This is a genomic window from Pedobacter cryoconitis, assembly GCF_014207135.1.
GTDB lineage: Bacteria > Bacteroidota > Bacteroidia > Sphingobacteriales > Sphingobacteriaceae > Pedobacter > Pedobacter cryoconitis_D.
This window is the reverse complement of record NZ_JACHCC010000004.1, coordinates 141,334-155,999: the sequence shown is the minus strand read 5'-3', so window position 1 is coordinate 155,999 and position 14,666 is coordinate 141,334. Positions and strand designations below refer to the sequence as shown.

Below are 14,666 nucleotides of genomic sequence, written 5' to 3'. Positions count from 1 at the left end.
TAATAATCTAGATTACTTTAACATTGATCGCATTCAAACCTTTTTTACCGCTTTCAACATCGTATTCTACTTTGTCGTTTTCACGGATTTCATCGATAAGGCCTGTTGAATGTACAAAAATTTCGCTATCGCCATTTGCTGGTACGATAAATCCAAAACCTTTAGTTACATTGAAAAATTTTACTGTTCCTTCTTGCATTGTATTATGTATTAATAATTAAGTCTGCAATGTAGTAATTATTTTTTTATAATCTGCAAATGCTTCATTTTTTGATAAATATAATTTTGAACGATTTATTTTGTTCGTTTTCTGCCAGTTACGGTTACAGTAATTTCGCTTGCATGAGGTATCCCCAGCGTACTGCCTGGTTTAATTAATAGTAAATTTTGCAGGTATACACTGGTGATCCCAGCCAGTACTTTTTTGCGCGTTTCGCGGAATTCAGGGAGATTTGTAAAGAAATAACTCAGGGTTAGCTTACCTTTTTCATCAACCAGTACATTGAATTCATAAGCAAAATCTTTGTAGGCATCGGGAATAACCAGTTTATAACGTGGATATAAATAATCATAGGATTCTGTGATGCCATTTAACTTATCCACGCCGCTTAGACGTTCTACAGTAATGCGGTTATCGCGCGGCCGGAGTAAGGCAGGCTGTCTGCCGGCAAAAACACTGTCCCTGTTATCAGGATATTTGTTCGCCCTGGCTACCATTTGCTGAATAAACAAAGTATCAGCCCTGCTTGGCCGCTGTAGCTTTTCTGCAGTGGTTTTCAGTTTGTTTTTAATATAATCATCAGCATAAAAAGTCATATTCACATCCGAACGGATATCGTCAGCAATCTCTTTATTGGTGACCTGAAGCCGCTGAAAAACAAGACTGTCCTTGCTGATCAGTTTAAACCTGAACCATTCTTTGGCAAAATTGAACACGTTCGAATGATCATGATGAAGGTGAAAACCCTGCATGATTTTCTGTCCGGGATCATAAGCCAGGACAGTATCGGCCGATTTGAACTGGATTATCCAGCTTGGTTGCTGCTGAAAACCAGCCGTGTCAAAAGATAAACCATTACTGAAACGGCGTTTTACTTCTGTATATCTGATTCCTTTCACCTTGGTTACGTCCAGCTTATTCTCCGGTGTATGTTTTTCTTTTTTAGACCCGGAACTACAGGCAGTCAGGAGTATACTGAAACCGAAGGCAATGGACAGGGAGGAAATAGCTCTCATATAGACAGACAACGCTTTTTTGTTCAAATATATCAGAATTCTCTGCTAATCATAACTGGTCTGAAAAACAAATTCCCAAAGCCTTAGATTTTTTAAAGCTTTGGGAATGAACCTGAGAGATACCAGGTTTACTTTTTAGGGTTCAGGATATTATTGATTCTGACCACAAGATCATCATAATGTGCTTTGGTCAGACTGTCACCAGCTACAGCCCTTGATTTAGCCAGCGTTAAAAGTGATTTTAATTCCGCTCTGACCAGGGGCCTTATATCGGACAGGGAAATCGTTACAGGTGTCAGCCCCGAGTTGGCAAGTCTATCGCTCAAAGAAGAGGGTACAGGATCAGTTTCTTTTGTCATCAATGCTTCCAGCCTGTCTACATAAGAACGCTGTAGATTGCGTTTAAAGGCGTCAGGTCTCGTTGCGGGGAATATTCCTGTATTTAAATCTTTAAATAGCTCAGGAAGGGTATAGGCTGCTGCTACGCCATTTTTAGATTCATTATCTAATAACCTTGCCATACGCGATGGGTTCAGGATATTATTCAGGGTCCCAGTCTGAACACTTTTAATTTTGTTCAGGATAGTGCCATTATCAAATTTGTTCAGTTCAGCATTATCAATCATCCACAGCGGGGTAGTAAATAATTGTGTGTTAAAAAATGCTATTGCCTCTTTTTGTCTGGATTTTTGCAGATAAACATAGACCGGCCCACTTTGATCGTAAGTCTTGAAGTTTTCGCTCATTCCGCCAACATTTGCTGTTACATGACCCATATAGCGGTTATATTGTGCAATAACCTCGGTATAAATATCCTTCAGGTCACTGTAATTTTTTCCCTTCTCATAAGTCCATTTTTCTATATTAGGCAGGATACGTTTCAGGTTAGCAATACCATAAGTGCTTGCTTTCATCGCATTGTCCCCTAAATCCTCGCTTTGCAGACGCGGATCAATACTGGTGCCTTGTCTGCCGTAATAATATAGCGGATTGCCGGCTTTTGCGACCGTCCAGACATCCAGTTTCTCTCTTTCCTGCTTCGGACTTAAATTACCAGGAAACCAGGTATACCCCCATTTAATAGCCCATTTATCATATTCTCCGATTTCGGGATGTAATTTGGTCACGCCATCACCTGGCTGGGCGATATAATTGAAACGCGCATAATCCATAATAGAAGGGGCTGTTCCATGTGTATCTGTAAAGGATTTTGAACGCAATGAATCTACCGGGTAGGCATAACTTGATCCAAAATTATGGGGAAGTCCAAGTGTATGTCCTATCTCATGAGAAGAAACGAAGCGAATCAGTTCTCCCATTTGTTTATCATCAAATTTTGCTTTCCTTGCAGCCGGATTAACTGCTGCCGTTTGTACAAAATACCAGTCTCTTAGTAAGCTCATCACATTATGGTACCAGCCGATATGTGTTTCCAGTATTTGTCCGGTGCGTGGATCAGAGATATGAGGGCCATAAGCATTGGCAATATCAGAAGCAAAATAGCGGACCACAGAATACCTTGAATCCTCTACACTAAAATCAGGATCCTGTGCTGGTGTAGGAGCCTCTTTTCCAATAATTGCATTTTTAAAACCTGCTGCCTCAAAAGCAACTTGCCAGTCGTTGATTCCTGCAATCAGGTATGGGACCCATTTTTTTGGGGTAGCAGGGTCGATATAAATCACAATAGGTTTTACAGGCTCTACCAGTTCACCGCGGATATAGGCCGCAGTGTCTTTAGGAACCAGGTTCCAGCGATGAATATAGGCCGTACGTTCTGCTTTCTGTGCGTCAGTACCATAATCAATCTGGGATTGCCCGAAAAAACCGATCCTGGGATCAGTTAATCTTGCCTTAACCGGTTTTTTGGGTAAAAGTAACATAGAAGTATTAAATTCAAAGGTCACTGCCCCGATACTGTTATCGATAGGAGATTCCATTGATTTATAGGTTTTACTGGTTACAATCTCAATATTTAAGGGGAAGGTTTTAATGGTATCTACGTAAGAACGGCCTGCGTCTAAAGAACTGGCCTTATAGGCTTTTCTCAAAGCATCCGTAGCTCCGATGGCCACAATATCGCCGTTATAAAAATCAGTTACATCAATAACCACTCCGGAGGTATCTTTATTATAAGCCTTAATCTCAAAATTAGCCAGGATAGTAGACAGGTTGGAGTTTTTCACTGACTGGTACATATCCGAAGTACTATCGGCCTTTACGGAATAGCTGGGTACTCTTATAAAAACCTGCTTTCCACGACGTTCCCATTTCCATACCTGGTCATTCAATGCTTCACCGCCATATTGCTGGTTACCCACTGATACTCCAGAAGGAACTTTATTCAGACGGGTAACGACCAGCATTTCCCGGTTGAATAAACTATCCGGAATTTCAAAGTACCATTTATCATCCTGTTTATAGGTTTTGAAAAGTCCGGTCTTTAGTTTTGCTTTGGATGTAATGACATCAGCAAATGGCTTCATTCCTTCTTTTTTTTGGGCCGGGATAACGGCGGAGGGCGCGGCAGTTGCTGTAGCCGGAGTCATTTTTTTTGATTTTTTCTGGGCAGAAACGTTTTTGCTGCTAAGCACCTGAAAAAAACATATACTGGCAATGGCCAGTAACTTAGTCTTATCGTTCATGGAGGGTTAAATATTTTTTAGATTAGGATTCAGCGGCTAAATTATTCATTGCAAAATGAAATCAATTCATCGTAATTGTATCGTTACACCATCAGGATACTAAATATAATGTCGTTTTCTCCAAAAAAGCGATACTTTAGGGTGGAATCCGAATAAGATAAAGGCTATGAAATTCAAAATTGTGAGAGGTGTTTCTCTTCTTTTCGCTTTACTATTAATGATGCTCTTTGAAAGGTGCACTGTCAATCAGCAGATGGCCAAAAGAATCGATCATTTTTTGAGAGAATCTCCTGTTTTGAGTGATCACCATATTGGTTTCGCCTTGTCGGCCTCCGACGGGAAGGAAATGATTTATCAGAGAGACGCAGATAAATACTTCATCCCTGCCTCCAATATGAAATTGTTTACTTTTTATGCGGGATTGAAACTGATCCCGGATTCTATTCCCTCCCTCCGTTATATTGAACGTGGTGATTCCCTTATCTTCTGGGGTACGGGTGATCCATCCCTGCTCGAATGGAACCTGAAAGGAGACAGAGCCCTGAAATTTTTGAAAACAAGCCACAAACAGTTGTTTTTTGCACCGGGAAGATATAATGGAAATACTTATGGATTGGGCTGGGCATGGGATGACTATAACGATTATTTCCAGGCAGAGATCAGTGAACTGCCCCTGCAGGATAACCTGCTTTTATTTAGTAAAGAGAAGGGAAAAATAAGTGTTGTGCCTGGTTATTTTAATGATTGCCTGCGCAGGGACAGTCAGGTTAGGAGTAAGGATTTTCTGGTTACCAGAAAGGTTGAAGATAATGAGTTTAGTTATCCGGTGGGTTTAATCCCCGAAGGGTTCAGACAACTGGTGCCCTATAAAACAAGTACACAGGTTACTTTAAATTTACTGAGAGACACGCTGGGGCTTCCGGTTCAGCTTATTGATCTCCGGATGCCTCCGGATGCAAAAACCATATACAATATGAAATCAGAAGATGTTTTCAGGGCGATGTTGTTACCCAGCGACAACTTCATCGCTGAACAGTTGTTGCTGGTTTATGCCAATCAGTTCCAGCAGCAGCTCAACAGTACCGAAGCGATCCATTATATCCTGGATAAATACCTTAAAATGCTGCCTGATCGCCCGCGCTGGGTGGACGGGTCAGGATTGTCCCGGATGAACCTGATCACCCCAAGAGATATGGTGCTGCTGTTACAGCTGATTGACAGGGAAATGAATAACAGGGAGAAATTGTTCAGTATGCTTCCGGCAGGGGGCCAGAGAGGGACTTTAAAAAATGCTTACCCACAAACAGACCATCCTTTTGTCTTTGGTAAAACGGGCACTTTCTCCAATAATTATAATCAGAGCGGGTATATCCAGACTAAAAAAGGGAGGACACTGGTCTTCTCTTTCATGAATAATAATTTTATGGACCCGATCCGGGATGTCAGGGCAGAGATGGCAGTACTGATGACATATATTCACGATAACTTCTAGTTTTACATACCGAAAATTAACAGAACAGATAGGATAATTTAATCTGCCCGGCCTTCAAATCAGACCGGTATTCCCGATTTAATATTTACTTTTGCGGGGACATGAAAAACACCGATCAACCGATTTATACCCTGCAATTTGGCCTGGTTTGTTTAAGTTCCTTCCTTTTTTCGGCCAGTTTTAACATGTTGATCCCTGAGTTACCAGCCTACCTGAGTGGGATGGGGGGAGCCTCTTATAAAGGATTGATTGTCGCGCTGTTTACACTGACCGCGGGAATCTCCAGGCCTTTTAGTGGCAAGCTGACAGATACAGTCGGCCGGGTACCTGTAATGGCTGTAGGATCGATCGTTTGTTTTGTCTGCGGGTTCTTATATCCTGTATTGACTACAGTTGCCGGTTTTTTGTTTCTCAGGCTGATCCATGGGTTTTCAACCGGCTTTAAGCCAACAGCTACGGCAGCTTACGTAGCTGACCTGGTACCTGAAAACAGATGGGGAGAAGCAATGGGGATCCATGGGATCTGTTTTAGTACCGGTATGGCTATCGGACCGGCAATAGGGAGCACAATTACTGATCATTTCTCGATTAATGTGCTGTTTTACTGCTCGTCAGTATTTGCATTGTCCTCTATTGTCATTCTGGGGAATATGAAAGAGACCCTGAAAGCGAAAAGGAAGTTCAGTTTTTCTTTACTCAAAATTAAAAGACAGGACATTATTGAAGGGAGAGTTATACCCGCTGCCCTGATTACCTTACTGAGTTATGTCAGTTATGGTGCGATACTAACTGTCGTTGGAGATTGGAGCAAATGCCTGGGAACCAGTAATAAAGGTTTGTTTTTTATGGTGTTTACCCTGGCTTCTTTACTGATCAGGTTTGTTGCCGGTAAAGCGTCAGATCAATACGGACGGGTGGTGATCCTGAAAATATCACTGGTATTACTGGCAATTTCCCTGTTCTGTGTAGGCATAGCGAATTCATCATTTACATTAATGGCTTCATCCGCGTTATACGGGGTGGCTACAGGAATGCTTTCACCAGCAGTGAATGCCTGGACAATTGATTTGAGCGATCCTAAACACCGCGGAAAAGCGATGGCAACGATGTACATTGCCCTGGAGGTCGGAATTGGTCTGGGGGCATTACTCGCTGGCTGGTTATTCGTCGATGATATCAAAACCATCCCCTATATCTTTTTTATCAATACCGTGATTGCGGCAGGTGCATTGCTTTACCTGCAATTTATCTGGAAGCCAAAGACGGCAATTACAGTTTAATTACCTATTGATTGGCCGCCAGAAGCAGTTCAATATCCTTATAAGGAAGATTAAACCTGGTGGATAGGTCTTTACTGGTCAGATGTCCTTTGTAAATGTAAAGGGCTTCCCTGATCCCTGGTTTATTCCAGATGACATTCATTAATCCGCCCATCTCGCCTATATCTACAAGAATTGGGGTAAAGATATTGGTTAATGCGTAAGAAGCTGTCCTGGGTACTCTGGATGCGATATTTGGGACACAATAATGGATGACATCATGTTTGCGGAAGACCGGATCTTTGTGATTGGTCACTTCCGAAGTTTCAAAACAGCCACCCTGATCTATACTGACATCAATCACCACAGAATCGCGTTTCATTCTGCTCACTGTTTCTTCCATAATTAAACAAGGGCTTCTGCCATTTGTGGCCCGTATAGCGCCAATAACCACATCGCAGGTGGTCACTGCCTTTCCCAGTACGATAGGCTGCATGACAGAGGTAAAAACCCTGCTGCCCAAATTATTCTGCAGGCGGCGCAAACGATAGATTGAGCTGTCAAATACTTTGACTTCCGCTCCCAGGGAAAGTGCTGTCCTGGCTGCATATTCTCCTACAGTCCCTGCGCCAAGAATAACGATTTCAGTGGGAGGGACTCCGGTAAACCCGCCCAGCATGAGACCTTTACCTCCTGTTACACTGCTTAGATATTCTGCGGCGATAAAGATGGAGGTAGCTCCTACAATCTCACTCATCGCACGGACAACGGTTAAAACGTTACCCTCATCCCGCAGATTTTCAAAACATAAGGCATTGATTTTTTTGCTCAGTAATGCTTTCAGATAACCTTCTTTCAATGCGCCCATCTGCAATGCAGAAATCAGCGTCTGACCCTTATGCATCAGTTCAATTTCTTCCAGCGTAGGGGGAGCGATTTTAACTATAATATCAGCATCATAGACATCCTTTTTATTGAAAGTAATCTGTGCACCCTGTTCGCTGTAGTCATTATCAGAGAAATTGGCTCCGGTACCAGCGCCGCTTTCCAGTAAAACTTTATGGCCGTGATTGATTAAAAGGGCGACAGACAACGGTGTCAATGCGATCCTGGTTTCCTGAAAAGAGATCTCTTTTGGAATACCAATATAAAGACTATTGCTTTTATGTTTAATTTCTGACAAGGTCTCTTTGGGTTGTAGCAACCCTTTTTGAGCAATTGAGGCCATTTCTTCCCGTAATCCTGTAGCCATTTTATCTAACGATTTTTTGATTGAAATTAAGAAAAATTACCTGAATCTATATATTATATTTTCGTGAAAGAGAATGACCTCTTATCTGGTGAAAGGGTCTTAATCTCCACCTCTGTATAGTTTTCGGGCAGTAGTTCCCTGATCCGCTCAGGCCATTCTATCAGGCAGATATTGCCGGAATAGAAGTATTCTTCGTAACCGATGTCAAATACCTCCTGCAGATTTTTAATCCTGTAAAAGTCAAAGTGGTAAATGACCTGGTTTGCTGCGGCATATTCATTAACTATAGAAAATGTAGGGCTGCTGACCACATCCCTGACACCTAATTTTTCACAGAGTACTTTAATAAATGTAGTTTTCCCTGCGCCCATTTCACCTTCAAAGGCGAATATTTTGTCGTTTCCGGCAAAACCAAGCAATGCTTCTGCGGCATTGCCCAGTTCGTCCAGGTGATTTATTTCAATGTTCATTTAATTCGATACTATCTTGTACTATAAGTTGCAACCGGGATCATCATCTCTTCGAGAGAAATCCCGCCATGCTGGAACGTTTCATTATAATAGTTCACAAACTGGTTGTAATTATTCTGATAAACAAAATAACGGTCTTCCTTAGCGAAAATATAATTAGAGCTGATATTGATCTTCGGTAACATCGCTTCATGCGGATTCTTAATCAGAAAGACCTCTTTTGGATTGAAATTAAGATTTCTACCCTGTTTATAGCGCAGATTTGTGTTCGTATTTCTATCTCCGATTACTTTACTCGGATGTTTGACTCTGATGGTACCGTGATCGGTAGTAATAATCACTTTCACCTGTTTCTGGGCAAGCTTTTTAAGTAATTCAAGCAGCGGCGAATGCTCGAACCAGGAAAGCGTCAGTGAACGGTATGCTGCATCATCATTTGCCAGCTCTCTGATCATAGCCATGTCTGTGCGGGCATGAGAAAGCATATCTACAAAGTTGTAAACAATAGCGTTAAACTCATTCTGCATCAGGTTATTCATTTGCTCATTAAGTGCCTTTCCATCATCATAAGTAAGAATTTTATGATAACTGAATTTACAGTCTTTACGGACGCTGCGTTTAATCTGGTCTGCAAGAAAAGCTTCTTCGTGCATGTTTTTTCCACCTTCATCATCATCATTCTGCCATAACGACGGGAAACGTTTTTCCATTTCCAGCGGCATTAAGCCCGAAAAGATAGAATTCCTTGCATATTGTGTTGCTGTCGGCAGGATACTGGTGTACATATCTTCTTCATCCAGTCTGAAATGTTCAGTAATTAAAGGATTGATGATCTTCCACTGGTCATATCTCAGATTGTCGATCAGGATAAAAAATACGGGAGTAGTGGAATTGATATGTGGGAAAGCTTTCTTTTTGAGTAATTCATTTGACAGGAGGGGTGTTTTTCCTCTTTTGTTCACCCAGTCAATGTAATTATCCTCAATAAACTTCGAAAACTGAGTGTTTGCTTCAGACTTCTGCATGGTTAAAATTTCATGCATTTGTGGATCATCCAGTTTTTCCAGCTCCAGTTCCCAGAAAATAAGTTTTTTATAGACCTCAGTCCATTCTTCGTAACTGAGTTTATCATTCAGTGTCATCCCCAGGCGTCTGAAATCCTGCTGATAAGCCATAGAAGTTTTTGCGCTGATCAGTCTTTTGTTATCTATGATTTTTTTGATGGTCAGCAATACCTGTTTAGGATTTACCGGCTTTATCAGATAATCGTCAATTTTTGATCCGATGGCATCCTCCATCAGATTTTCCTCTTCACTTTTAGTAATCAGGACAACCGGGACATCACTTTTTATATTTTTAATTGCAGAGAGGGTTTCCAGTCCACTCATGCCGGGCATGTTTTCATCCAGGAATACCAGGTCAAAATGCTCTTTGCCAAAAGCCTCCAATGCATCGTTTCCATTCGTAAATGTAGTCACGTGGTACCCTTTTTCGTTCAATAGTAATATATGTGGTTTTAATAAGTTTATCTCATCATCGGCCCATAGAATCTTGGTTTCCTGCATTATTGTAAGTATATGGTGTAAATAAATCTTCAAAAAGAGACATCTCTTTCTTAAGTACGGATAAAAATAGCAATTTTTGTACCGTATAATTTATTTTGCCTGGATTTGAACAAAAAGAAAATAATAAATGACCCGGTATACGGATTTATCAATATACCTTCAGAATTGATCTTTGATCTGATCTCGCATCCCTTTTTTCAGCGTTTGCGCTATATCAAGCAATTGGGAATGACCCATCTGGTTTATCCCGGAGCATTGCATACGCGTTTCCATCATGCGCTGGGTGCGATGCACCTGATGAGCCTGGCAATTGATATTTTAAGGAGTAAGGGACATGAGATCAACAATGAGGAGGAAGAAGGTGCAACGATAGCCATTTTACTTCACGACATTGGTCACGGGCCTTTTTCACACGCGCTGGAGTATTCGTTGGTTAAGGAAATTCAGCATGAGGAGATCTCAATGCTGATGATGGAACGTCTGAACAGGGAGTTTGAAGGGCGTTTAAGTACAGCTATTGCTATATTCACCGGGAAATACCCTAAGAAATTTCTTCATCAGCTGATTTCAAGTCAGCTTGATCTGGACCGGATGGATTATTTAAACAGGGACAGCTTCTTTACGGGAGTGAGTGAAGGCGTGATCAGTTTCGACAGGATTATCAAGATGTTCAATATCGCCGATGATCAGCTGGTGATTGAAGAGAAGGGTATTTATTCCATCGAAAAATTTCTGATAGCCAGGAGGCTGATGTACTGGCAGGTTTATCTGCATAAAACAGTCATTTCAGGGGAGCAGTTGCTGGTCAAGATTTTGAAAAGAGCCAAAGAGCTGGCGGTTAAGGGAGCAGAATTATTTGCAACCCCTGCTTTACAGCACTTTCTGAAGCAGGAAATTGCGCAGAAAGACTTTTTTGAGACAGATATACATTTACTGCAATTTGCAAAACTGGATGATCAGGATATTTTCGCCTCGGTAAAGGTCTGGTGCGGGGACCAGGACAGAATCCTTTCCTTATTATGCAATATGCTGGTCAATCGTAACCTCTATAAGATTGAAATCAGTAATGAGCCCCCTGTGGAGAGTAGAGTTGAGATGATCAGGGAGAATGCGGCTTTTAGTCTTGGCATTGATCTGAATGATGTATCTTACTTTGTTTTTACGGATGTAATCAGCAACAGAGCATATAATACAGGGGCAGGAAATAGTACAATTAACATATTAATGAAGAATAATACGACCACGGATATTGCGAAGGCGTCTGATTTATCTAACCTGGAATCGCTTGACAGGACGGTTAGAAAGCACATCCTTTGCTATCCCCGAATTATTTAGCATTATTTAACATATAAATTCAATAATTATCCCGTTTTTTATCCGATTATAAAAGAGCGTATGAAACGTCAAATGGTTGAAAAAATAGGGAGTTGGGATTATTTGTTCATATCAATTTAACATTTAACTTTGTAGAATGCAATTTACTGCCAAGCAGATAAGCGACTTTTTAAGTGGAACAGTTGAAGGTGATGAAACTATAACGGTTACTGAGCTTTCAAAAATAGAAGAGGGGAAAAAAGGAACCTTATGTTTTCTATCTAACCGAAAGTACGAGAACTACATCTATTCAACGAACGCATCAGTGGTCATTGTTGGATTGGATTTTGTTCCGGCTCAAGCAATTACCTGTACGCTCGTAAAGGTGAAGGATCCATATAGTGCCTTTTCGGTTTTACTCGAAAAGTATAATGAAGTACTGAATCAGACTTCAGAAAAAACAGGGATTGAACAGCCTTCTTTTGTTCATCCATCAGCAAAAATTGGTAAAAACGTATTTATAGGTGCTTTTACCTATATAGATGCTGATGTAGTGATTGGCGATAATACCAAGGTTTTGCAGCAGGTCCATATCGGATCGGACTCAAAAATTGGCACCGGATGTACTTTTCATCCCGGGGTTAAAATTTATAACCGCTCGGTCATAGGGAATGGCGTCGTTATCCATTCCAATACAGTGATCGGGAGTGATGGTTTTGGTTTTGCTCCGCAACCTGACGGAACTTATTCTAAAATTGCGCAGATTGGAAATGTTGTGATTGAGAATAACGTGGAAATCGGGGCTAATACGGCAATAGACCGCGCGACAATGGGTTCGACTTTTATCAGAAAGGGTTCAAAACTGGATAATCTTATCCAGATTGCACATAATGTCGAAATCGGAGAGAATACCGTTGTGGCTGCGCAGGCAGGGATTTCGGGTAGCAGTAAAATAGGCGAAAGATCTGTAGTCGGTGGGCAGGTAGGTATCGCCGGGCATTTATCTCTGGCAAGAGGTACCCAGATCGGGGCTCAGGCCGGAATTAATTTCAATATAACTGAAGAAAATAAACAATGGCATGGAACACCAGCACAGCCTCTCAGAGACTGGATGCGCGCATCGGTGCTTTTTAAACACCTGCCAGGAATTGAAAAAAGGATTACAAAATTAGAGGCTGAAATTACAGCAAAACTTCAGTCATAAATATATTAGTACCACACAAAACAATAATGAACGTTAAACAAAAAACCATAAAACGCGAAGTTTCTGTACACGGGGTCGGCTTGCATACAGGGGCAAGTGTCACTTTAACTTTTTGTCCGGCTCCAGAGAACCACGGGTTTAAATTTCAAAGAACAGATTTACCGGGAGAACCAATTGTAGATGCTGATTGTGACAATGTTACGGATACGGCAAGAGGAACTACAATTACGCAGAATGGCGCTAGTATCAGCACTGTTGAGCATGTAATGGCTTCGTTGGTTGGAATGGACCTGGATAATATACTGATGAAACTGGATGGCCCTGAAACTCCGATTATGGATGGAAGTGCAATTCTTTTTGTGGAAGCGCTGGAGGGTGCAGGTGTGGTACAGCAAAGTATTGATCGCGAATATTATCAGATCCCTCATAATATCACTTATACTGATGCAGAAAGAAAAGTGGAGATAGTAGCAATGCCGCTTGAAGATTACAGGTTTACCTGTATGATTGACTATAACTCACCTGTTTTAGGCAGTCAGCATGCTGTAATTTCAACGATAGCAGAATTTAAAAGTGATATCGCTTCCTGTCGTACTTTCTGTTTCCTGCATGAGCTGGAATATCAGCTGCAGAACAATCTGATTAAAGGCGGTGATTTAAATAATGCAATTGTTATCGTTGATAAAGAAGTGACACGTGATGAACTGGATCACCTGGCTAAAATATTTAACAGAGAGAAGATAGAAGTTGCTCCTCAGGGGATCCTGAACAATATGGAGTTGCGTTATCAGAATGAGCCTGCAAGACACAAATTATTAGATATGATTGGTGATCTGGCTTTAGTTGGAATGCATATTAAAGGACATATCATGGCTGCAAGGCCAGGACATGCTGCAAATATTGCATTTGCCAAAAAGATAAAGGCAGCAATCAAAAAAGAGAAAAACAAGAAAGTTCAGCACGTTTATGATCCGGCAGCTAAACCACTTTACGACGTGGTTCAGATTATGGATATTTTGCCACACAGACAGCCATTTTTATTTATTGATAAAATCCTGGAATTGTCTAAAACTCACGTGGTTGGTGTGAAAAATGTGACCATGAATGAAGAATTTTTCAAAGGTCATTTCCCTGGGGCCCCTGTTTTTCCAGGGGTAATACAGATTGAAGCAATGGCACAAACCGGTGGGATCCTGGTATTAAGTACAGTCCCGGATCCGAGAAATTATCTTACGTATTTTCTTAAAATCGATAAAGTAAGATTCAGGGCACAAGTGTTACCTGGAGATACTATCGTTTTCAGATGCGACCTGATGGAGCCTATCCGCAGGGGTATAGCACAGATGAAAGGCGTGGGCATGGTAGGAGAGAAAATAGTAGTTGAGGCAGAGATGATGGCCCAAATTTCAAAAGTTAAAGATAGCGAACGCGCATCATGATACAACCTTTAGCATATATACATCCTGATGCCGTAATAGCGGACAATGTAGTAATAGAACCTTTTTCTGTTATACATAAAGACGTTGTCATTGGTGAAGGAACATGGATTGCCTCGAATGTGGTGATCATGGACGGAGCAAGAATTGGAAAGAATTGCCGGATTTTTCCGGGATCTGTTATATCTGGTGTTCCTCAGGACCTGAAATTTGCAGGTGAGGTAACTACCGCTGAGATAGGTGATAACACGACCATCAGGGAGTGTGTAACCATCAACAGGGGTACCAAAGATAAATGGAAAACTGTAATTGGAAGTAACTGCCTGATTCAGGCTTATTCACATATCGCACATGACTGTGAGGTAGGGAATAACTGTATATTTTCAAACAGCACTACACTGGCAGGACATATCACCATTGGTGATTACGTTGTTCTTGCAGGCCTGGTAGCTATACATCAGTTTGTAAACGTAGGGTCGCATGCTTTTATTACCGGTGGTTCACTGGTGCGTAAAGACGTTCCTCCATATGTTAAAGCAGCCAGAGAACCTTTGTCTTATGCAGGGATTAACTCTGTCGGTTTAAGAAGGCGTGGGTTTTCTTCAGAAAAAATCAATGAAATACAGGAGATCTACAGGGTGTTGTTTGTGAAACACAACAATGTGACCAAAGCACTCGATAAGATAGAAGCAGAATTCGCGCCGACTGAAATTCGTGATGAAATCGTTGATTTTATCAGAAATTCCAACAGAGGGGTGATGAAGGGCTTTGGTTCAGGGAGCTAGCTATTTTC

At 41.3% G+C, this 14,666-nt stretch carries 12 protein-coding genes; 6 read left to right on the top strand and 6 right to left on the bottom strand.

The annotated features are described in order from the left end of the window. Positions 1-7: 7 nt before the first annotated feature. The 3 genes from HDF25_RS08345 to HDF25_RS08335 all read right to left on the bottom strand — a co-directional run bounded on the left by HDF25_RS08345 (position 8) and on the right by HDF25_RS08335 (position 3,881). Positions 8-199, bottom strand: coding sequence for a cold-shock protein (locus HDF25_RS08345; RefSeq protein WP_037441187.1), 192 nt, complete (start codon positions 197-199; stop codon positions 8-10). Between the two features lie 95 nt (positions 200-294). Then, a complete protein-coding gene (locus tag HDF25_RS08340; RefSeq protein ID WP_184624289.1) occupies positions 295-1,236 on the bottom strand; it encodes a hypothetical protein in 942 nt (313 codons plus the stop codon). A 128-nt stretch (positions 1,237-1,364) separates the two neighbouring features. Then, entirely contained in the window at positions 1,365-3,881 is a 2,517-nt protein-coding gene (locus HDF25_RS08335) for a zinc-dependent metalloprotease (protein WP_184624288.1), read from the bottom strand. A gap of 166 nt (positions 3,882-4,047) precedes the next feature. On the opposite strand from HDF25_RS08335, the gene HDF25_RS08330 reads away from it, so the two are divergent. Then, on the top strand, positions 4,048-5,373 hold the full coding sequence (locus HDF25_RS08330) for a D-alanyl-D-alanine carboxypeptidase/D-alanyl-D-alanine-endopeptidase (protein WP_184624287.1): 1,326 nt from the start codon (positions 4,048-4,050) through the stop codon (positions 5,371-5,373). Between the two features lie 101 nt (positions 5,374-5,474). After that, complete coding sequence (locus HDF25_RS08325; protein WP_184624286.1) at positions 5,475-6,653, top strand: MFS transporter; 1,179 nt, start codon at positions 5,475-5,477, stop codon at positions 6,651-6,653. A 4-nt stretch (positions 6,654-6,657) separates the two neighbouring features. Here HDF25_RS08325 and HDF25_RS08320 read toward each other — a convergent pair whose 3' ends face one another. The 3 genes from HDF25_RS08320 to HDF25_RS08310 are packed head-to-tail and all read right to left on the bottom strand — an operon-like array spanning position 6,658 to position 9,919. Beyond that, complete coding sequence (locus HDF25_RS08320) at positions 6,658-7,884, bottom strand: alanine dehydrogenase (protein WP_184624285.1); 1,227 nt, start codon at positions 7,882-7,884, stop codon at positions 6,658-6,660. A 53-nt stretch (positions 7,885-7,937) separates the two neighbouring features. Beyond that, positions 7,938-8,354 carry a tRNA (adenosine(37)-N6)-threonylcarbamoyltransferase complex ATPase subunit type 1 TsaE gene (gene tsaE / locus HDF25_RS08315; RefSeq protein WP_184624284.1) on the bottom strand — a complete coding sequence of 139 codons (417 nt, stop codon included), beginning with the start codon at positions 8,352-8,354 and terminating at the stop codon, positions 7,938-7,940. Between the two features lie 11 nt (positions 8,355-8,365). Next, complete coding sequence (locus HDF25_RS08310; protein ID WP_184624283.1) at positions 8,366-9,919, bottom strand: bifunctional response regulator/alkaline phosphatase family protein; 1,554 nt, start codon at positions 9,917-9,919, stop codon at positions 8,366-8,368. Between the two features lie 105 nt (positions 9,920-10,024). Between HDF25_RS08310 and HDF25_RS08305 the strand changes: the two genes are divergently transcribed. The 4 genes from HDF25_RS08305 to lpxA all read left to right on the top strand — a co-directional run bounded on the left by HDF25_RS08305 (position 10,025) and on the right by lpxA (position 14,658). Beyond that, the gene (locus HDF25_RS08305) at positions 10,025-11,254 is read left to right on the top strand and encodes an HD domain-containing protein (RefSeq protein WP_184624282.1); all 1,230 of its coding nucleotides are present in this window, start codon (positions 10,025-10,027) and stop codon (positions 11,252-11,254) included. Between the two features lie 136 nt (positions 11,255-11,390). Further along, on the top strand, positions 11,391-12,437 hold the full coding sequence (gene lpxD, locus HDF25_RS08300; protein WP_184624281.1) for a UDP-3-O-(3-hydroxymyristoyl)glucosamine N-acyltransferase: 1,047 nt from the start codon (positions 11,391-11,393) through the stop codon (positions 12,435-12,437). Positions 12,438-12,463: 26 nt separating this feature from the next. After that, complete coding sequence (locus HDF25_RS08295; RefSeq protein WP_184624280.1) at positions 12,464-13,876, top strand: bifunctional UDP-3-O-[3-hydroxymyristoyl] N-acetylglucosamine deacetylase/3-hydroxyacyl-ACP dehydratase; 1,413 nt, start codon at positions 12,464-12,466, stop codon at positions 13,874-13,876. Beyond that, positions 13,873-14,658, top strand: a complete 786-nt coding sequence (lpxA, locus tag HDF25_RS08290; protein WP_184624279.1) for an acyl-ACP--UDP-N-acetylglucosamine O-acyltransferase — start codon at positions 13,873-13,875, stop codon at positions 14,656-14,658. Before HDF25_RS08295 ends, lpxA begins: the two co-directional genes overlap by 4 nt. Positions 14,659-14,666: the final 8 nt, after the last annotated feature.